Genomic DNA, 19,541 nt, shown 5'->3' with positions numbered 1-19,541 from the left:
CAAAAATAAGCCCCTGAGGAGAGTGAGCATGTACCCAAAGAACACCTGGTATGTCGCCTGTACACCAGACGAAATTGCCGAGAAGCCGTTGGGCCGGCAGATCTGTGGTGAAAAAATCGTATTCTACCGCGGCAAAGATCAACAGGTCGTTGCAGTTGAAGACTTTTGCCCCCATCGCGGGGCACCGCTTTCACTGGGTTATGTAGAAGATGGGAACCTAGTGTGCGGTTACCACGGATTGGTCATGGGTTGTGACGGCAAAACAGTCTCGATGCCCGGGCAAAGGGTGCGCGGATTTCCCTGCAATAAAAGCTACTGCGTGGTGGAGCGCTATGGCTTCATATGGGTATGGCCTGGTGACCAACATCAAGCAGACCCTGCTTTGATTCATCATCTAGAGTGGGCCGTAAGCGACGAGTGGGCTTACGGGGGAGGACTGTTCCATATCGCCTGTGACTATCGACTGATGATCGACAACCTCATGGACTTGACCCACGAAACCTATGTCCATGCTTCGAGTATTGGTCAGAAAGAAATCGACGAGGCAGCACCCGTTACAACGACTGAAGGTGATGAAGTAGTGACCGCGCGGCATATGGAAAACATCATGGCCCCGCCATTCTGGCGTATGGCGTTACGAGGCAATAATTTAGCCGATGACGTCCCGGTGGATCGCTGGCAGATCTGTCGCTTCACCCCTCCGAGTCACGTGTTAATCGAAGTTGGCGTTGCGCATGCTGGGTTCGGTGGATACCACGCGGCCCCGGCACATAAGGTTTCGAGTATCGTTGTGGATTTCATCACCCCCGAGACAGAAACCTCTATCTGGTACTTTTGGGGGATGGCACGTAACTTCAACACCGCGGACCAATCGCTGACTGACAGCATTCGGGACGGCCAAGGAAAAATCTTCAGTGAAGATTTGGAAATGCTCGAACGTCAGCAACGCAATCTTCTGGAAAACCCACATCGCGACCTGCTCAAACTCAACATCGATGCCGGGGGCGTTCAATCGCGGCGCGTCCTGGATCGCCTTATCGCCTGCGAGCACACGACTGCGCAATGGGTTGCCAGCCACTGACACCAGCTGATGTAGAGGGTTAATCATGATTGAAGTAGTTGTAGTGTCGCGCACTGACGAAGCAAAGGACATTTGTACATTTGAGCTTGCGAGCGTCGAAGGTCGTCCGCTGCCGGTGTTCAGCGCCGGTGCCCATATTGATGTTCATCTTCCAAATGGAATAATCCGCCAGTACTCTCTTTGCAATCCACCTCACGAGCGCCATCGTTACCAAATAGGTGTGCTTAAAAGTCCTGACTCGCGAGGTGGCTCAACCTGTATGCATGAAGAGGTCCAGTGTGGCGATCGATTGCACATCAGCGAACCTCGCAATCTCTTCGAACTCACCCAACAGGCGAACCGTACATTATTGTTTGCAGGTGGCATCGGCATCACGCCCATTCTGTGCATGGCAGAACGTTTGGAGCAGACCCAGGCAAACTTTGAACTGCACTATTGCTCTCGTTCGAAAGAGCGAGCGGCCTTTCTGGACCGTCTGGAGCACTCGGCATTCTGCGATCGAGTAAACTTTCACTTTGACGAAGAGCCGGCAACACAATTGCAGGCCGAGGCGCTACTCGCCCATCCTGAACCAGGCTCGCACCTTTACGTGTGTGGCCCTACCGGCTTCATGGAGCACATCCTGGGTACAGCAAAGGCACTGGGTTGGCCTCCCAATGCCCTTCACCGAGAATACTTTAGCGCTTCGCCGGTCAATACCTCACAGGATGACGCTTTCACCATCAAGGTCGCGAGCACCGGTCAGCTATTAGAGGTGACCTCCGATCAAAGTGTCGTTCAGGTACTGCATCAACACGGCTTCGACATTCCAATTGCCTGTGAGCAAGGTGTATGTGGGACCTGCCTTACCAGGGTACTGGAAGGAACTCCTGAGCATCGGGATATGTTTCTCACAGAAGATGAGCAGGCGTGTAATGATCAATTCACTCCTTGCTGTTCGCGGTCTAAAACAGCTGTATTGGTCTTGGATATCTAGGTTAAATTGAACGTTGCCCTGACAAGGACTTGATTCAGCAGATAACACAATCTACGCCGTGGGGAACCCTTCACCCTGCATTACAATTGGAGCACCTTGATGACCTCTCATAATAAAATGCCCGATGTTCTTCGCACGCAAATTTCCCAGTTAGGAAGCACCCTAAGCCTCGAGCAAATCATTGCCACCAAAGCACTGTACCTCCCCGGAGCACCACGCCAGGACTCAACCACCTGCTTAGAAACTCGCGATCTAACCTATGGCACACACGAGCGTCATCGGTTAGATCTTTTCCAGCCGGCAGGGCACCTGGCTGAGAAACCTCCGATCGTAATTTTCGTGCATGGCGGAGGCTTTGTCGCTGGATCCAAAGGTCACCCAAGCGATCCATTCTATTCCAACGTTGGCCGTTGGGCAGCCCGGCAAGGCTTTATCGGGGTCGTCATGAATTATCGACTGGCCCCCAATTATCGCTATCCGGCAGGCAAAGAAGATATCCATTCGGCAATCCGCTGGCTTGTCGACAATCCTTCAATACATGGCGGCGATACAAAACGAATCGTTCTTTGGGGGCAGTCGGCAGGCGCTGTTCACGTTGCAGGATTTGTTGCGGAGCACTGCAGCGCAGGCGGACCGGTATCCTCGGCCATCATCATGTCGGGCCTTTATGACCTGACTACGCTTGCGCACAGTGAAAGGGAAGCCGCTTACTTTGGCGATGATGCTAGTCAATTTGCTAGTCAATCGCCATTGCCGAAGCTTCTGGATGCAAAAATCCCATTACTTTTTACCGTATCAGAGCTAGATCCTCCTAACTTCCAGCAACAAGCCAAAGAATTGCTTGACCAATTTTTCGAACGAAATGGTTGCTGGCCACCCATGCACTTCTTGGCCGGACACAACCACATATCACCTATATTTCAAGTAGGCGCCGAGTTTGATTCTTTCTCTGAAGAATTGCATAACTTCATTACAACCACCCCTGCCTCCCAAGCATAAATTAACGTTTTCAACCGACCTGTGCCAGACGACCTACAACGGTCAGGTCGGATGACGGAAAATAGCGCCCCATTGCCATCGAGTTTGGGAGGCGTGCTGAGTGGCACGTACGGGTGGCGCGCCGTCTGCGTGGTGCTGCTTGTGATCGGCGTAAGCGCCGTGTTTGGCTATCTGCGACTTGGCTGCACACTCAGTCAGCCCTCCCCCATTGATTGAACGTGAATACTTTTTTGAGAATTCGCAATGGAAGTAACCATCACCTCAGCCAATCCAGCCCCCAGCACCCGTGATCGACTTCTTGAGGTTGCGCTTGAGCTTTTCGCAACACGCGGCTTTCATGCAATCAGTTTGCGCGATCTGGCGAGCTACCTGGGTCTGCATGCCGGATCGCTGTACCACCATGTTGAAAGTAAACAATGCTTGTTGTTCGAGCTGATTGAGTCCGCACTGTCGGATTTATTATTCAATACAAAGCATCGAATGAAGGGCGCAAGGACCCCATCTGAACGTGTACGCCGCTTTGTTCAAGCCTTCGTCGCCTTTAGCCTGAGTGAAAAGCACAGGCTGGTGCTGGTGGCCCGTGAGTTCGTGAATCTCAACGAAGAGCACCAGCACCAGGCTAACCAGCTTAAAAATGCCTACGCGACGCTATTGAGCACAAGCATCTCTGATGAGTACCGGGAGGAAGGCAAGCTTGATGATGAGGTCCACCTGATCACGAGTGCAGTCATTGGAATGCTGTACGGGCAGTCACAGTGGGTTTGTCTTGAGGTAACGGAACAGCAACTGACAGAAGCACTCACACATTTTGTCGTGTGCATTATCGCCAGTGGCAAAACGACTGGCTACTTCCACCAATACTCGACCTGAACACCCACGTTGGATCCGTGCAGATCGGTACCGAACGAACCGGTATCAGAAAGCGCCGAACCGGGGGACTGCAGGCTTGCAGCACGTTGGGCAGCTTTGTTCCAAGTCGCGTAGGTGTAGTAGAGGCGGATCTCTGGCCTATCCCAGAAGCCTAACCCCTTGGGTGACCACGTTGGTGCGATGGTGTATTTGGTGAGCTTGCGCGTTCCCCCAGGGGCTTCAACCTGGTCGCGGCCTACCTCAGTGACGAATTTGAATTGATCACTGATCGCGTAAACCGGGCGGATACCGACCGACAACCAGTTCTGATCATCACCGTCCGGGCGGATGTCCTTTTGATAGACCAGTTGTACCTGGCCACTGAAGGCGTGAGTCATCTGCCAATCGAAGAATTTGACCACCCGCCAACTCCTGTTGGCCTGATCCAGAGACGAGTCGCCGGTATAGCTCAGTGCGGTACCAGAGCCTTGGCCATACTGCACAGCGAACTTGTTCACGCCGCCCAGAAACTCGGTCTGCTTGTGCTGGGCTATGACCGACCAGCCTTGATGGGCCCCTTCACGGCTCGGCTTGTCCAGGTAGCTGACGCCAAGCTGGAGCTCACCGCCCGGGTTGGTGTTGAACCCACTGACAGTCAGGTCATGGCGCGTGACCATTTCCTTCTGGAAAATGTTGTCTTTTCGCGAGAACACATAGCTGTACTTCAAATCACCCAAGGCGACCTGATCGAAGCCAAAACCGGTCGAGCTCTGATTCCAGTAGTAGTAATCAGTAATGTGGATATCGTTTCGATTGTAGTAACGGCGACCCGCCCAGAATGAGCCACCGTTCAACACCGGCACTTTGCTCCACTCGGCATAGAGCTGAGCCATCCGGGTGTAACCGTACTCACCGTCGAACTTTGGAGCATGAGCATATTCGTTGAAAAACTGAGCCATCCCTTCAACGCTGACCACTGAACCATCGTCCAGGGCCAGAAGATCTTGGCGCAAATCCAGCTCAAGATACTGTTCGCATTCATTACCCAGACGATATTTCGAACCAGCGCCCGGCAATTGGAAGCACGATTGCTTGCCCCCTTCAGTAGAGTCCCCTACTCCCGTCCTGAAATACCCGCTGAAATTTGTTGCATATGCTTCGTGAGGCAGAAAACCAGCAGCAGATAACGCACCCAGAACAACGCCGAGAGTTTTGAATTTCATGGATAAAGCCTTTGGTTATTTTATTTATTCGTCAAGGTCAGCGAAATGCAGAGCTACTGAGTAGCCCGCAGGGCATGGCATACCCAGAACAGGTGATACCAAACCAAAGTCAAAATTCTTGATTTAAAAAAGGCACCGGACTGCCTCAGGCAAAAGCGTGAGAAAGCCTCAGGCAATGCCGGTGCAAAGTGACCACAGGTAGCTAGCGACTGATAGAAAGACCAAAGTTGGTTAGGTATTATCAATCGCCTGCAATTACACCTCGCGACGCTGCTTAATGCCGTAGCCAGCGACGACCAAGAAGCATACAAGAGGAACGATAAAGGCGACGCCAGTGCCGTAGACGTCAGCAATGGCACCCATGCAGTAAGGCGCAATGGCGCCACCGACCAGAGTCATGACCAGATATGATCCAGCCTTCTTGGTGTGCCCGCCCAAGTTTTTAACACCCATTGCAAAGATGCTGGGGTACAGGATGGACATGAAGAAGAACACGCCGATCAATGCGTAGACCGAGAGCTCTTGAATGCCGGCAACCGCCACAGCACAGAGTGCGGTGTTGATGAGTGCATAGCCAATGAGCATGGCGGTCGCGGGGATGTAGCGCATCAGCCAGGTGCTGACGAAGCGGCCAATCATGAAGCTCAGCATGGCGATAGACAGAAGGTAGGATGCTTTCTGCGTGGTCAGGCCGCTCCAGTGCTCGATGGCGTAATTGATGAAGAATGCACCTACACCCACCTGAGCAGCAATATAGAAGAACTGTGCTATCAGTGCGCCGGTGAAGTTCGAATGCGACCACAGCGAGCGAGTTGTACCGGCCTTCTCAGAAGACGAACTCTGCGCCTGAATTTCAGGCAGTGGCACGGCGGCGAACACGACCATCATCAGGATGACAACCAGGCCCAAGGTCGCGTAGGTCAACATCACCGGATCGATAGTGAATCCAACCAGAGCTACGGGTGGAGCGAAGAACAGTGAGCCGCCAATCAGAGGGCCGATAAATACACCGAGGCCATTGAACGATTGAGCGAAGTTCAAGCGGCGCTCTGCGGTTTCTGGTCTACCCAGCACCGACGCGTAGAGGTTGGCAGCGGTTTCCAGGCAGCCCAGACCACAGGCCAGGATGAACAACGCCCCCAGGAACGCCGCAAAAGTACCGGCACTGGTCGCGGGGATAAACAGCAACGCACCGAGGGCGAACAAAGCGAGGCCCACGAGGATGCCTGCTTTGTAACCACAGCGATCCATGAACGCCCCCACGGGCAAGGCAACGATGAAATACGCACCGAAGTAGGCGGCCTGCAGGTAGCCCGATTGGGCCTTGCTGACATTCAACGTGTCTTGAAAATGCTTATTGAGCACATCCAGGAGGCCGTGGGAAAGCCCCCACATGAAGAACAAACTGGTAACCAGAATGAAGGCAATTTTGGTTGCAGACGGTGCAGTCGCCTGCACAGGCATTTCGAGTTGAACGTTCATACACGCCTCATTTTTTTATTGGATAGGTGTAATCGCTGAAAGTCAGATGCTGATTTCAGAACCGCGTGTTTCAGGTGCGAAGAAAGTCGCGATAAATGAGATACCCGCCAACACCACTACGTAGGTCGCCACCGGCCAGTAGTGATTACCCGACCAACTGAGCAGCGCTGCGGCAACGAAGGGAGCGATACCGCCTGATGCCAGCGCGGCAAATTCCTTGCTCACCGCGATGCCGGTGTAGCGGTATCTGGCATCAAACAACTCGGGAAAGTACGCGGCTTGCACCGAGTACATGCCAAAGGCACCCAAGCTGATGGCAACGACCATGCCCAAGACGATCAGGGTCGGGTCCATCGTGTTGAACAACCAGAAGGCGGGGAACGCCCAAAGCGCAGTGATCAGCGATGTCACCCGGTGTTTCCGAAACTCTATTGGCGATGGTGCCCATGGGGATCCCCTTATTGTTCTTGTTTCGCACAGTAGGGTTAGCACGCACGAACCCTACGCCTGGTTGTGCTGCGTCGATTAGCCGGTGATGCCGCCGTACACCGAGGCGAGTCCCTTCATTCTCTCAACTGCAAGCTCAGGTTGAATCAGCACGCCGGCTTGATCCGCCAGACGGAACACTTCGCTGTAGTGGGAAAGCGAACGAGCCGATTGCATGCCGCCGAGCATGCTGAAGTGATCCTGGTGACCATTCAGCCAAGCAAGCAGTACAACGCCTGCTTTGTAGTAGCGGGTCGGTGCTTTGAAGATCTCGCGAGAGAGCGCCACGGTCGGATTCATCAACGCGTGATAGCGGGCTACGTCGCCATCGGTGAGTGCCGCCAAGGCATGGGCAGCTACCGGAGCGATTGGGTCGAAGATCCCCAGGAGCGCGTGTGAATGGTGAGTTGCATCCCCAGCGATCAGTTCGCCGAAGTTGAAGTCGTCACCGGTATAGAGCTTCACACCTTCTGGCAGACGGCGACGCAGTTCGATTTCCCACTCCGCTTCCAACAGCGAGATCTTGATGCCGTCGACCTTGTCGACGTTGGACTCGATGATCGACAGGACAGTGTTCATCGCAGTCGGTACATCGGTGCTGCCCCAGTAGCCGCGCAGGTTGGCGTCGAAGGCCTCGCCCAGCCAGTGCAGGACAACCTTCTGGCGTGCCTCGCCCAGCAGCGTCGAGTAGACCTTCTCGTACTCTTCCCCGCTCTTGGCCACTGCACAGAGTGCGCGGCTGGCCATGAGGATGGCGCTGCCGCCAACGCTGTCGACCACTTCGAACTGTTCGCGGTAAGCGCCCAACACATCGTCCAGGGTGGTCGACGGCGTAACAACCAGCTGATCGGTGCCGACACCACAGCTCAGGTCAGCGCCTTCGATTTGCCGTGCGTGAGTCACGCTGCGGCGAATCAGCTCGGCGGATTCCTTCCAGCCCAGGCCCATGCCGCGTTGAGCAGTGTCCATGGCTTCAGCGATCTTGAAACCGAGGCTCCATAGGTACTCGCGAAAGCCCAGGGTCTTGTCCCAGTCGATGGCGACGGTTTCGTCCCAAGGATTGGCCGGACGAGCAGGATCGATCACCACGTGGGCAGCTGCATACGCAATGCGGCTCAGCGGGCGCTTCTCGAACTTGGCATACGGCGCGTCAGCGTTTTGCAGGTCGTAGCGTTCAATACGGCCATCAAGCGTGGGCAACAGAATATTCACGAGACTTTTCCTCTGACTGGGGGACTTTGCCAAGAATGAGATCCGCCGCTTTCTCGGCGATCATGATGGTCGGAGCGTTGGTGTTGCTGCTGTTCAGGCGAGGCATGATCGACGCATCCACCACACGCAATCCGTCGATGCCATGTACCTTGAGGTCGGTGGACACCACCGCATCGTCGCCATGGCCCATGCGGCAAGTGCCGGCAGGGTGGTGGTCGGTCTTGGCATTGGCGCAGGCGTACTCAAACAGTTGCTCGTCACTGAGCTTGTCGAGGCCTGGCAGCCGCTCGGCCAGCACAAAGCGTTTCAATGCTGGCTGCGCAAGGATCTCCCGAGCCAGGCGCAGGCCCTTGATGGACATCTCGCGATCATAGGGATCGGCGAAGTAGTTCGGATCGATCAGCGGAGCGTCGGTCGGGTTGGCGCTTGCCAAACGAACGGTGCCGCGAGAGCGAGGCCGCAGGAATGCTGAGTTGAGGGTCACACCAGGATTGCTCATCTGCGCGACACCGGCTTCGATGCCCGAACCAAGACCCAGGTGGAACTGGATGTCTGGCGACCGCGCCGCAGGGTCGGCGTACCAGAACCCGCCCGTTTCAAACAGGCTGGACGCCACTGGGCCCTTCTTCAGCAGCAGGTATTGCAGACCCGCCCAGGCCGCCATATGAGGTTTGCCGTATGGGTCGTAGGTGTGGTTGCCGGTGCATTCCGCGATAACGAAAAGATCCAGGTGATCCTGAAGATTGCTGCCGACGCCTGCCAACGCGTGCTCGACTTTCACGCCCACTTCACGCAAGTGTTCTTCTGGGCCAATACCGGACTGCATCAGCAGTTTTGGGGAGCCGATGGCTCCGCTGCTGACGATCACCTCACGCGACGCCAGGTAGAGAGCAGGTTGAGTAGCGCCTTGCGACACTACTTCAACCCCTACTGCCCGTTTGCCGTTGAGCACGACACGATGAGTAAGGGCACCCAGCATGACGGTCAGGTTTGAGCGGCCCATGGCTGGGCGCAGATACGCAACCGACGTGGAGGAGCGCTTGGCATTCAGCTGGGTGAGCTGGTAGTAGCCCAAACCATCCTGCTCGGCCCCGTTGAAGTCCGGGTTGAATGGGATTCCCAGTTCCTGTCCGGCCTGGAAATAGGCTTCACAAATTGGCAATGGGCTGATGGGATTCGAGACGCCCAGCGGCCCCTCGTAGCCATGATACTTATTGGCATAGCGCTGATTGTTTTCAGCACGTTTGAAGTAGGGCAGCACATCCTTGTAAGCCCAGCCCTCGGCACCACACTCGCTCTCCCACTCGTCATAGTCCGCAGCGGCGCCACGGGTGTAGATCTGCGCATTAACGGACGAACCGCCGCCGATGACCTTGGCCTGGGTGTAATGCAATACCCGGTTCTTCAGGTGCTTCTGCGGGACGGTCGACCAGCCCCACGAGCCCCTTCCCTTGGTCATCTTGGCGAAACCGGCAGGCATGCTGAACAGTGGATGGCGATCCCCTCCACCGGCTTCCAGCAGCAGTACCTTGTTGCGGGGATCTTCGCTGAGCCGATTGGCGAGCACGCAGCCCGCCGAACCGCCTCCGACAATGATGTAGTCGTAAGTCATGACGGCACTCACAGACGTGGGATGGCGAGACCGCCATCGGCGTGAATGACAGAGCCGGTCGCGAAGCCGAACTGCCCGGCAGCCAGCGAGCTGACGATGGAGGCGATATCGCTGGTCTCACCCCAGCGGCCCATCGGCACCAGACCATCCTTGAAGCGCTGCTCGTATTTGTCGGCGACACCCGCTGTCATATCAGTGCGAATTACCCCCGGACGCACTTCAAACACGCCGATGTTCTCCGCAGCCAGGCGCAGGGCGAACAGCTTGGTGGACATGCCCAAGGCGGCCTTGGACATGCAGTATTCGCCTCGCTCCGGGGACGCGAGCTCCACACTCACACTGGAAACATTGATGATGCTGCGAGCGTGCGACGAAGGATTCTCGATCATCTGCTTGGCCACCTGCTGCGTCAGGAAGAAAGTCCCACGCAGGTTGGTTTCCAGCACCAGATCGAACGCCTCAGGTTTCATGGCCAAGAGGTCTCCACGAGACGGAGAGCCGATGCCTGCGTTGTTCACCAGGCAATCGACTGCACCACCCCAGGCTTGCACACGCTCAAGCAACTGCGCGTGTGCTTCCAAGCTCTGCAACTCACTGGCGACCGCCAGTCCTCGTCCGCCCAGTGACTCGATCTCTGCGCACAGCTGTTGTGCCACTTCATCTTCGCTACGGCAGGTAAAGGCAACGTCGAAACCATCACGGGCCAGTCGCAGAACGATGGCGGCACCAATGCCGCGACGGCCTCCGGTAACCAGTGCGACGGGGCGTTGCGAAACGTTGTTGTTGTTTGTCATGGCTGCATTCTCAATCGTTTGGAACGTTCCAATTTTTATGCAAAAAAAATCCGGTGTTTTACTTCGGCAGCCACCAGTTCTGCCGATCACCGATATGCAACTGGATGGTCTTCTGTTCGGTGTAATCCTCAACCGCGTGGTGACCCAGCTCACGGCCCAGACCGGAGTCACGGAAACCACCAAATGGCAGTTCGGCGAAGCCATCCAGGAACGTGTTGACCCACACGGTGCCTGCGTCGATTTTCCGAGCAGCCTTCAGACAAACATCGATATCTTTGCTCCACACTGCAGCCGACAGGCCGTAGCAAGTGTCGTTGGCCAGCGCGATGGCTTCGTCTACCGACTCGAATGTGAGCACCGACAGAACAGGGCCGAAGACCTCTTCCCGGGCGATGGTCATGTCAGGAGTGACACCCGTGACGATGGTCGGCTGAAGGTAGAGGCCACGCTCTGTTTCGTGACGCTCACCGCCCAGGCTGATGGTCGCACCCGCTTTGCGCGCTTCGTCGATTGCGGCCTGGATTCCGCCGAGCTGCATCTCGCTGATGATCGCGCCTACTTTCACGTCAGGGTGCAGTGGATCACCGACCGGTACCTGACGGGCACGCTCAATTACGGCATCGGTGAAGCGCTCGGCGATGTCTTTATGCACCAGGATCCGGCTACCGCTGTTGCAGCATTCGCCAGCGTTGAAGTACACGCCGAAAACCACCGCATCCACTGCAGCATCCCAATCGCAGTCAGGGAAGATGATCTGTGGATTCTTGCCACCCAGCTCGAGAGAAACCTTTTTCAGGGCAGCGCCGGCTTCGGCAGCGATCAAGCGACCGACACGGGTGGAACCGGTGAACGAAACCATGTCCACTTTCGGATGGCCAACCAGCGGTTGACCGACTGCTGGGCCAAGGCCGGTAACAATGTTGACCACGCCTTTCGGAAGACCTGCTTCGAGCAGAATTTCACCCAACATCAGCGTGGTGCCATTGGTGAGCTCGCTCGGCTTGATCACAGCGGTGCAACCTGCCGCCAGGGCGAATGGCAGCTTCTGGCTGAGGATCCAGATCGGGAAGTTCCAAGGGGTGATCATCGAGACCACGCCCACCGGCTGACGCAGCACCACACCCAGGTGCGACTCACCCAGGGTGTTGTAGCTCTCGCCGTGAAGGGTGCGCGCCAGAGAGGCTGCGTACTTCCACAGATCCACACAGCCGCTAACCTCACCACGAGCCTGGCTCAATGGTTTACCGGTTTCCAGGCACTCGATCAGGGCCATCTCTTCGACACGAGCGCAGATGCCCTCAGCAACCTTTAGCAGTACCTCAGCACGCTCACGGCCAGACATGTTTGGCCAGGTGCCTTCATCGAATGCTGCACGTGCTGCATCTACAGCACGCTCGGCGTCACCTCGGGCAGCGTCGGGATAGATACCCACAACCACGTCATGGGCAGGGCTGCGACGCTCGGCCTGAGCGCCGTTGTGCGCTTCACACAATTCGCCATCAATCAGCATGCGGCCCTTGTATGGCTGGCCAATGATCTGAGCGGTGTTATCTACGGTCAAGAATTGCATTTCAAACTCCTTGGTAATCGGCTGGTCGACGCTCGCTGAAGCTGGCCAAGCCTTCTTTCGCGTCTTCGGTGGTGGCGGCCAGTGCGCCGGCCATCCCTTCGAGCACAGCCGCTACGTTGATGCCAGTGCCCGCGTCGATGAGTTGCTTGGTCAGTTGCACCGAGATCGGTGCCTGCTTGCTGATTTGCTGTGCCAGTTCCAGTGCATGAGCCAAGGCATTGCCTGGCTCGCAGACGTCCTGAACGAGTCCCACGCGCTGCGCTTCGTTGGCGTCAATACGGCGACCGGTCAACGCCATCAACTTGACCTGGCTTGGGCCGATCAACTTGACCAGACGCTGGGTGCCCGACCAGCCTGGGCAGGTAGCGATGCCAGCTTCAGGAAGGGCAAAGGTCGCGCCAGGCTCAGACACACGAATGTCAGCGGTCGCAAGCAGCTCCAGTCCGCCGCCAAATGCATGACCATTGATGGCGGCGATAACGGGCAAGCGAAGGTTGGCCCAGGCATCGAACACACGATGTCCATCGCGAACCCACTGACGCCACATGTCCAGCGGCTGCAGGCCAGACCAGACCCGGATGTCCGCGCCGACGCAGAACGCACGGTCGCCATTGGCAGTCAGAACGACGGCACGCAGGTCGGTGCGCTTGTCCAGATCCAGGGCGATCTGGCCCAGTTGGTTGATCATCTCTGGTGTCAGCGCATTCAGCTTGGCGGGACGCTCAAGACGAACTACGGCAACCAGATCCTGCACTTCTACGGATACAAAGCCTTCAGGGGAGCTCATGCTTGGTGCTCCTTGAGTTGAAGGCCCATCAACGCATCGGTGAACAGGGCGGGATCCATGACGCCGACCTTATCGGCCACCAGCAGCGGGAACTCCGCCTGCGCCAACACGTCGTTTTCGAGATCGATGCCAGGCGCCACTTCGGTGACCATCAGGCCCTCGGCGGTGAGCTTCATCACGCAGCGTTCAGTGATGTAAGTGACATCCTGCCCACGCTCCAGAGCCATCCGGCCACTGAAGGTCACGTGATCGACAGCTTCGACCAACTTGCGAGATTTGCCGTGCTGCAGGATCTGCAACCGGCCCTCACCCGCCTCCAGTTTGGCGCCGGCAGTGAAGAAGCCCGAGAACACGATGCGCTTGGCATGCGTGGTGATATCAACGAAGCCACCGCAACCGGCAGTGAGGTATGGCTTGCCTGGAAGCTTCGACACATTGACGTTGCCGTGCCGGTCGATCTGCAGGAACGACAGCAGGGTCAGGTCGAAGCCGCCGCCCTGGAAGTAGGTGAACTGGGCCGAGGACGGCATGATCGCATCCGCGTTGGCGGCGCAGCCGAAGGAGAAGCCCAGCAGAGGCATGCCACCCACAGCGCCTTGCTCGATGACCCAGGTCGCAGCACCGTTGTGCCCCTCCTCCAGGAGGATGCGTGGCACGTTGGCGGAGATACCGAAGCCCAGGTTTACTGCCATGCCCTGCTCGACCTGCATAGCCGCGCGGCGGGCAATGACTTTCTCCGGATTGAACGGCGCGATCTCGAAGGCCGACTCGGGCTGCTGAATTTCGCCACTGATGGCTGGGTCGTAGGCGACCTGAGTGGTTTGCATCTGGTCGGGATCAACAACGATGTGATCCACCAGGTTGCACGGAACATGGACATGATGAGGTTTGAGCGAGCCGGCACGAACCACCCGCTTGACCTGAGCGATGACAATGCCGCCGTTATTGCGCACTGCCAGGGCCTGGTCGAGTGCGCCCAGCAGGCCACCCTCGTGCTCATAGGAAAGATTGCCGCGCTCGTCTGCAGTAGTCGCACGGATGATCGCGACTTTAGGAACGACTGTAGGGAAGAACAGCCACTCTTCGCCGGCGAAGGAGACCTTTTCGACAATCGGGTGCTCAGCGCCGAGTTCGTTCATCGCACAACCCTGACGGGAAGGGTCAGCGAAGGTATCGAGACCAACCTTCGTCAGCACGCCTGGGCGCTTGGCCGCAGCATCCTTGTGCAGATCGAAGAGAATGCCGCTTGGCACGTTGTACGCGGCGATCTCGTTGTCGGTGATCATCCGCCAGATCTCTGGCATCGGCAGCGACGAGGGGCCACTGGGGTAGGAGCCGGCCATCACTTTGCTGATCAGGCCAGGCTGTGCGAGATGCTCAATCCCCTTGATGCCGTACATGTCACCAGCGGCAATGGGGTGCAGCATCGTCAGGCCTGCAGGGTGAGCAGTATCACGGTAGCGTTGCCCAATGGCGGCCAGCACTGCATCTGGGCAGGCAAGACCACTGGATGAGCTGACAGTGACCGTGTCGCCGTTGTGGATAAGGCTCGCAGCCTGTTCAGCAGTGATGAGCTTTTTCATAGATCCTTACGCCGTATTGAATTTGAAATGGCAGCGCTCAAGAGCGGCTGTCCCTCAATGCCTGGGGCTGAAACTTGCGATGTTCGCGAGCACGGCCAATCCCAGTGCACCCGCGAACGGGTCGACACTCTCATGCAAACGAGCGGACTGCGCAGTAAGGCCAGCGGGGGCGGATGGACGTGAAAACGAAGAGGAAGGACGAGTACGAGAACGCAAGTGGAGCCGAGTGAGCAGAGAGAAGACGACGTTCATGATGATCACCATTTTTGTTATTAAATCGTTCCATATTGCTTTTGGAACGTTCCAAAAATGTAATTCGCTTCACTTGCGCTGTCAAGGCCCTTCGTCGGCGCCGACATAGCAATGATTCTCACTTACAGGAACACAAACAATCTGATTGAGAAAAACCACCAAGAATCGGCGACATCGTCGATATCTAGCTAGCCTTGAGGAGCAAAAAATTGGTACGTTTGGAACGTTCCGATTCCCCGACCAGCAGAGATTTTTGAGTTGAACACGCGCCAAAGCGAAGAAAAGGTCACCATCACCGACATCGCCAAAGCGAGCGGTGTGTCGAAATCCACCGTTTCGCTGGTACTGAACAACAGTCCACTCGTTCGCCCCGCCACTGCTGAGAAGGTGCGCGCCACTGCGGAGCAGCTGGGTTACGTCTACAACCGAAGCGCCGCGAATCTGCGTCAGGGCGTATCAAATGTGATCGGAATGGTGGTCAACGACCTGAGTAACTCCTTTTTTGTGGAGTTGCTCATCGGCGCTGAACGCAAAATGCTGGAGTCCAGCTACATCACCCTCCTCGCCCACACTGCCGAAGACCAGAACGTACAACGCCAGGTATTGGCGTCAATGCGTGAGCACAAAGCTGCCGGGATCATCATCTGCCCGAGCTTTGAAACGCCGGCAGAGCTGGTCACATCACTAAGGCAGTGGGGCTTGCCTTTCGTGACAGTGATGCGTGCTTTTGAGGGCGAAGAGACCGATTTCGTGGGTGCTGACAACTACGTCGGCATTCAGATGGCCACCCAACACCTGATTGACCTGGGTCACAAGGACATCGCCTTTATCGGTCGCAACAGCACCTATGCGGTCAGCATGGAACGGTTGCGCGGCTACAGTGACTGCCTTGAGAAAAACGGCATTACCCCTAATACCGACTGGATGATAGAAACCGCGATCAGCCTGGCTGGTGGCAAGGACGGGATGAGCCGGCTGCTTGATCAGACGCATCGGCCCACTGGAGTGGTCTGCTACAACGACCTCATCGCGACTGGCGCCCTCAGCGAGCTTGGCAATCGAGGGTTGAAAGCCGGAGAAGATATGGCAATTGTCGGGAGCGATGGCGTTGCGGGATCGGCCTACTGCAGTCCTCCGCTCACTACTCTTGCCCTGGAGCCCGAACACCTGGGTGAGGTCGCCAGTGAAATGCTTCTGGCCAGGTTGAAGAATCCTGATGCGCCTCCAATGAAGTATCTCCTCAAACCCAAATTGATCGTTCGTGACACCTGCGGCGCCAAACGCGCAAACCGCTGAGTCGAAGCGCGGGCGCTTACGACTCAGCTGAGCGAACGTCAATTCATAGCCACAGGCAGCGCTTCCGCCACCAGCTGTGATCTGAAGGGACAGGCCGTCGCTGTCTGCCAGGGAGTATTCCTTGCCGGTGATCCGAGCGTGACGAATCGCCATTTCCGAGAGTGCCAGTCAGAGGCCAAATGCTCGTCTCACAAGCTACACTGCTCCAGCATAAATCCGATTTGGAGGGCATCCAATCAGGACTCAATCCAAGACTTAAAAGTACCGGATTGTGCTGGATTTCAGTGGTTTTCCGCCGGAACGAAAAAAGGACCCGAAGGTCCTGATTTCAATCGCTTACAGAATTCAGTGGAACTCTGCAGCGCAATAATTGGAGCGGGAAACGAGACTCACATCAGGCATCCGACCCGTTGAAATATAAGGGTTTACTGTAATTCCTGCCCACCGTGTTCCCCTTGTACCAGCGTGTGCAGTACGCCTTACCGGACGAGAGGCTGGAGTACTACTGAGCCGCGGTCTCGCCGCCTGATCTTCACCTGCGACTGCGGCCCGTGTGACCTTGGCGCAGCAGAGCAACGTTCTGGTCGATGCGGCTTTGGATCGTGCGCAGGGTGTCTCGAGTAATAACCTGTGGGTACAGATTGTCGGCGATGGCTGCAAACTGGCTGGCCACGTCGCAAATGCCGTCGATGATTCTGCTGGCAGCTTCCTGTGGCACCTCAGCTTCCTCAGCAAGCCGAAGCATGTCTGCGCGGGAAATCGCCAGTGCCTCCCCCATCACGTCCATCTGGTGGTATCCACCTGGCCCCTCGCAGAAGGTCACGTCGTAAGCGGGTGCCAGCTTCCACTCACCATCTGGCGACATGAGGTAGGAGAAGTTCTTGGGGTGATCGTCTCTGTTGTTGAACGCGACATTGAAGACGGCACGCTCGAAGGCCAGCGCCATCTCTCGCGCATCGTTGGTACACATCTGCGTTGCACGCAAGAAGTTGACGTAGTCCAAGACCCCTGGAGACCGGTAATCGGCACCTGTAAAGGCCGCGAGACTTTGCATAGGTATGCGCAGACCATCCTGGCGGTCAAAGCGCTTGCTGGCAAACGCCGCCAACCCATTGGGCAGACTGAAATACTGCGTGTTCGGGGTCTCGATGCTGCACATGCGCAGGCACTGGGCGTAGACCATTTCGATAGCGCACACCTCGGCATGCTCTTCTCTGGCCGGGAACTTCACCAGCCAGGCTTCAAAGCCCGGTGTGACGGCGGTGGTAAACTCGCCGGTTTGGGGATCGCGATAGACCAGGGCCTTTGGTCTGGCGCCTTGGGGCGAGCCGCCCACCAGCAGCAACGTTTGCAGGAACTCGCCACCTTCTCCATGGAGCACTTCCTGCACTTGCGCGGCAAGCTGTTGCAGTGGGATATGCACTTCCGGTTCCTGCCCTTCGGCCGCCACAGGCTCGAACGTCATAGCTCCCATTGCATTGTTACCAATGTAGGCCAGCCGCTCCAGTGGACCGATGCGCGCCGTGGTGAGACCGCGGCGCCTGAACATACGGTCCATCAGCAACATGCCCCAACCGTCAGGCAACGAGTCATAGACAGGTCCTGGCAGGTCCAGTTGGTGGGGCGGAAAGCCTCGGCGCAACTGGGGCCCCTGCAACGGCAGCTTGTAAGAGGACAGCTCCAGGCCTCTTTGCTTTGCGTCATTGCTGTACTCGAACACTACCTGTGGGCGACCAGTGAGGACGGTCGTAGACATCAGCGTGCCCCATTGCCATCGTTCACCCCAGCCTTCGTAGTAGACGTTCACTTGCTCAAGCATTGCCGGGCTTCCTCTTTGTACGGTGACGATTGGCGCTGTTTTCGTAGCGGCGAATGTCCTCGAGGCTGTCCAGCTTTGGCAGGAACAGACCTTCGAGCTCCTTGGTTCGGCCAAGGACCATTGCCACGCGAACCACGCTCTCGAACCCGACATTGCGCCCGGCTTCCAGGTTGGACACGGTATTGGTGCCGATGCCGGCACGCCCGGCCAAGTCGGCTTGCGTCATCTCCAGCGCCAGCCGCTCTGTGCGCAGGCGCTCGCAAAGTCGCTTGACGACCTCACTCGGCTTGCTGAAGCTTAAATCCAACATAGTGTGTACCTAGCTCGTTTTGCGCCAGTTAGCACCCAAAATTATAGAATTAGCCCCCAGTTTAGATCAAGCAGCGTAATTCCCTAATTCGGTGTTTTATAGCCTGAATACGGGCAGAGGCCACACTTTATTGGATTTACCCCCAGCCAGGCCAAGGGCGGAGCCGGACAGGCCGATCTCTTGGCCCTGGCTGGCGATCTCCCGGCCTTCGCTGACTATCGGGGGCAGCTCAGAATCGTATTGTTGGCGGCACGAGGCAGGCCTCCCCGACGAGACTCGGCGATACCAACTTCTTCCATCGGTATCGCTATCGTGACGACTTGCCTTCCGCCCGAGCTCGGCCACATGGAGGGCACAAGCAAATGAACGTCGGAGGACCCCCCGGTGTCAGGATAGTTGTCGCCTCTCCGGTTTTTCCTGAAAAAGCATATCGGGGGCGGAAAGAGACTGGTCGTGCCGTACTATTCACCTGAACGTAAAGCCGCATTGCTCAAGATGCTGCTTCCCCCGCTTAACCTGTCGATAGCAGAGGTTTCCCGGCACGAAGGGGTCAGCGAAATGTCTTTGTCCAACTGGCGCAAGCAGCTCAGTGCTGAAGGAAGTGCAGTGTCCGAAAACAAGCAATCGACCGAGAACTGGTCAGCCGAAACCAAGTTTGCTGTCGTCCTTAAAGCTGCCGGCTTGTCCGAGATCGACCTGAGCGAGTATTGCCGCCGCAAAGGCCTTTAACCCGCCCGAGCAAAATCACCGCGTGGCGACAAGCCTTCATCACCGGCCAGAAGTCGGAAAAGGCCCAGCAAAAAGAGGACCGGGAACAGTCCCGACCTTACTTGCGAAATACCACACCAGTGGCAAAATGCCCTCAAGGCCAGTAATCTTCGTGCAGAGACTGGAGATATTGCTAAGAGGGTGTAGACAAAATCATGTGGTGAGTCGGCGCACATGTATGCGTGCCTCGGCCAGCCACACCCACGCCTCGCTCACGGCGAACAACCGTAAGCGTACGGCCAACCCGTCTTGCCTAACTAAGCCGGTTGCCACCTGTGCGGCAGCAGCTCCGCAATCTCACTTGCCCGCTGCGTCGGCAGGCGCGTCAGCACATCTTTGAGATAGGCATACGGATCATGCCCATTGTTGCGAGCCGTCTGTATCAAGCTCATGAGCGCAGCAGCGCGTTTGCCACTGCGCAGCGATCCAGCAAAGAGCCAGT

17 protein-coding genes and 1 pseudogene are annotated in these 19,541 nt (G+C 56.8%); 6 read left to right on the top strand and 12 right to left on the bottom strand.

Annotation, left to right across the window (positions count from 1 at the left end; all coding sequences use genetic code 11):
- The first annotated feature begins 28 nt into the window (after window positions 1-28).
- The 4 genes from GUY40_RS13830 to GUY40_RS13815 all read left to right on the top strand — a co-directional run bounded on the left by GUY40_RS13830 (window position 29) and on the right by GUY40_RS13815 (window position 3,926).
- Window positions 29-1,081, top strand: a complete 1,053-nt coding sequence (locus tag GUY40_RS13830; protein ID WP_166569508.1) for an aromatic ring-hydroxylating dioxygenase subunit alpha — start codon at window positions 29-31, stop codon at window positions 1,079-1,081.
- Window positions 1,082-1,106: 25 nt separating this feature from the next.
- On the top strand, window positions 1,107-2,057 hold the full coding sequence (locus GUY40_RS13825; RefSeq protein ID WP_166569507.1) for a PDR/VanB family oxidoreductase: 951 nt from the start codon (window positions 1,107-1,109) through the stop codon (window positions 2,055-2,057).
- Between the two features lie 99 nt (window positions 2,058-2,156).
- On the top strand, window positions 2,157-3,056 hold the full coding sequence (locus tag GUY40_RS13820; RefSeq protein ID WP_166569506.1) for an alpha/beta hydrolase: 900 nt from the start codon (window positions 2,157-2,159) through the stop codon (window positions 3,054-3,056).
- Window positions 3,057-3,299: 243 nt separating this feature from the next.
- Complete coding sequence (locus GUY40_RS13815; protein ID WP_166569505.1) at window positions 3,300-3,926, top strand: TetR/AcrR family transcriptional regulator; 627 nt, start codon at window positions 3,300-3,302, stop codon at window positions 3,924-3,926.
- On the opposite strand, the gene GUY40_RS13810 is transcribed toward GUY40_RS13815, so the two are convergent.
- From GUY40_RS13810 to GUY40_RS13770, 9 genes are all read right to left on the bottom strand, one after another.
- Window positions 3,902-5,128 carry a carbohydrate porin gene (locus GUY40_RS13810; protein WP_166569504.1) on the bottom strand — a complete coding sequence of 409 codons (1,227 nt, stop codon included), beginning with the start codon at window positions 5,126-5,128 and terminating at the stop codon, window positions 3,902-3,904. The two genes, GUY40_RS13815 and GUY40_RS13810, sit on opposite strands and share 25 nt — an antisense overlap.
- 255 nt (window positions 5,129-5,383) lie before the next feature.
- Window positions 5,384-6,592 (bottom strand): sugar MFS transporter, encoded by a 1,209-nt coding sequence (locus GUY40_RS13805; protein ID WP_256675738.1) that lies wholly within the window; start codon window positions 6,590-6,592, stop codon window positions 5,384-5,386.
- 60 nt (window positions 6,593-6,652) lie between these two features.
- Complete coding sequence (locus GUY40_RS13800; protein WP_166569502.1) at window positions 6,653-7,021, bottom strand: MHS family MFS transporter; 369 nt, start codon at window positions 7,019-7,021, stop codon at window positions 6,653-6,655.
- 114 nt (window positions 7,022-7,135) lie between these two features.
- Window positions 7,136-8,308 (bottom strand): dihydrodipicolinate synthase family protein, encoded by a 1,173-nt coding sequence (locus GUY40_RS13795; RefSeq protein ID WP_166569501.1) that lies wholly within the window; start codon window positions 8,306-8,308, stop codon window positions 7,136-7,138.
- A complete protein-coding gene (locus tag GUY40_RS13790; RefSeq protein WP_166569500.1) occupies window positions 8,283-9,920 on the bottom strand; it encodes a GMC family oxidoreductase in 1,638 nt (545 codons plus the stop codon). The genes GUY40_RS13795 and GUY40_RS13790 overlap by 26 nt, the downstream gene beginning before the upstream one ends.
- Before the next feature lie 8 nt (window positions 9,921-9,928).
- The gene (locus GUY40_RS13785; RefSeq protein ID WP_166569499.1) at window positions 9,929-10,714 is read right to left on the bottom strand and encodes a 3-ketoacyl-ACP reductase; all 786 of its coding nucleotides are present in this window, start codon (window positions 10,712-10,714) and stop codon (window positions 9,929-9,931) included.
- 58 nt (window positions 10,715-10,772) lie between these two features.
- Window positions 10,773-12,284: an aldehyde dehydrogenase family protein gene (locus tag GUY40_RS13780; RefSeq protein WP_166569498.1), complete on the bottom strand. Its 1,512-nt coding sequence runs from the start codon at window positions 12,282-12,284 to the stop codon at window positions 10,773-10,775.
- 1 nt (window position 12,285) lies between these two features.
- The gene (locus GUY40_RS13775) at window positions 12,286-13,071 is read right to left on the bottom strand and encodes an enoyl-CoA hydratase/isomerase family protein (protein WP_166569497.1); all 786 of its coding nucleotides are present in this window, start codon (window positions 13,069-13,071) and stop codon (window positions 12,286-12,288) included.
- Window positions 13,068-14,654 (bottom strand): acyl CoA:acetate/3-ketoacid CoA transferase, encoded by a 1,587-nt coding sequence (locus tag GUY40_RS13770; protein WP_166569496.1) that lies wholly within the window; start codon window positions 14,652-14,654, stop codon window positions 13,068-13,070. The genes GUY40_RS13775 and GUY40_RS13770 overlap by 4 nt, the downstream gene beginning before the upstream one ends.
- A gap of 510 nt (window positions 14,655-15,164) precedes the next feature.
- Between GUY40_RS13770 and GUY40_RS13765 the strand changes: the two genes are divergently transcribed.
- Window positions 15,165-16,202, top strand: coding sequence for a LacI family DNA-binding transcriptional regulator (locus tag GUY40_RS13765; RefSeq protein WP_166569495.1), 1,038 nt, complete (start codon window positions 15,165-15,167; stop codon window positions 16,200-16,202).
- 532 nt (window positions 16,203-16,734) lie between these two features.
- Here the strand turns inward: GUY40_RS13765 and GUY40_RS13760 are convergent.
- On the bottom strand, window positions 16,735-18,021 hold the full coding sequence (locus tag GUY40_RS13760) for a type II toxin-antitoxin system HipA family toxin (protein ID WP_166569494.1): 1,287 nt from the start codon (window positions 18,019-18,021) through the stop codon (window positions 16,735-16,737).
- Complete coding sequence (locus tag GUY40_RS13755; RefSeq protein ID WP_166569493.1) at window positions 18,014-18,331, bottom strand: helix-turn-helix transcriptional regulator; 318 nt, start codon at window positions 18,329-18,331, stop codon at window positions 18,014-18,016. The genes GUY40_RS13760 and GUY40_RS13755 overlap by 8 nt, the downstream gene beginning before the upstream one ends.
- A gap of 495 nt (window positions 18,332-18,826) precedes the next feature.
- Between GUY40_RS13755 and GUY40_RS13750 the strand changes: the two are divergent.
- Window positions 18,827-19,155, top strand: a pseudogene (locus tag GUY40_RS13750) (transposase); the annotation flags it as partial.
- A gap of 201 nt (window positions 19,156-19,356) precedes the next feature.
- On the opposite strand, the gene GUY40_RS13745 reads toward GUY40_RS13750, so the two are convergent.
- Window positions 19,357-19,541, bottom strand: a 185-nt coding sequence (locus GUY40_RS13745; RefSeq protein WP_166569492.1) for a transposase domain-containing protein, incomplete at its 5' end; no start/stop codon positions are given.

The sequence above is a fragment of the Pseudomonas sp. R5(2019) genome (genome assembly GCF_009905435.1).
In the GTDB taxonomy this organism is placed as follows: domain Bacteria; phylum Pseudomonadota; class Gammaproteobacteria; order Pseudomonadales; family Pseudomonadaceae; genus Aquipseudomonas.
The sequence above is the reverse complement of the archived record's forward strand: the minus strand, read 5'-3'. Positions and strand labels throughout refer to the sequence as shown.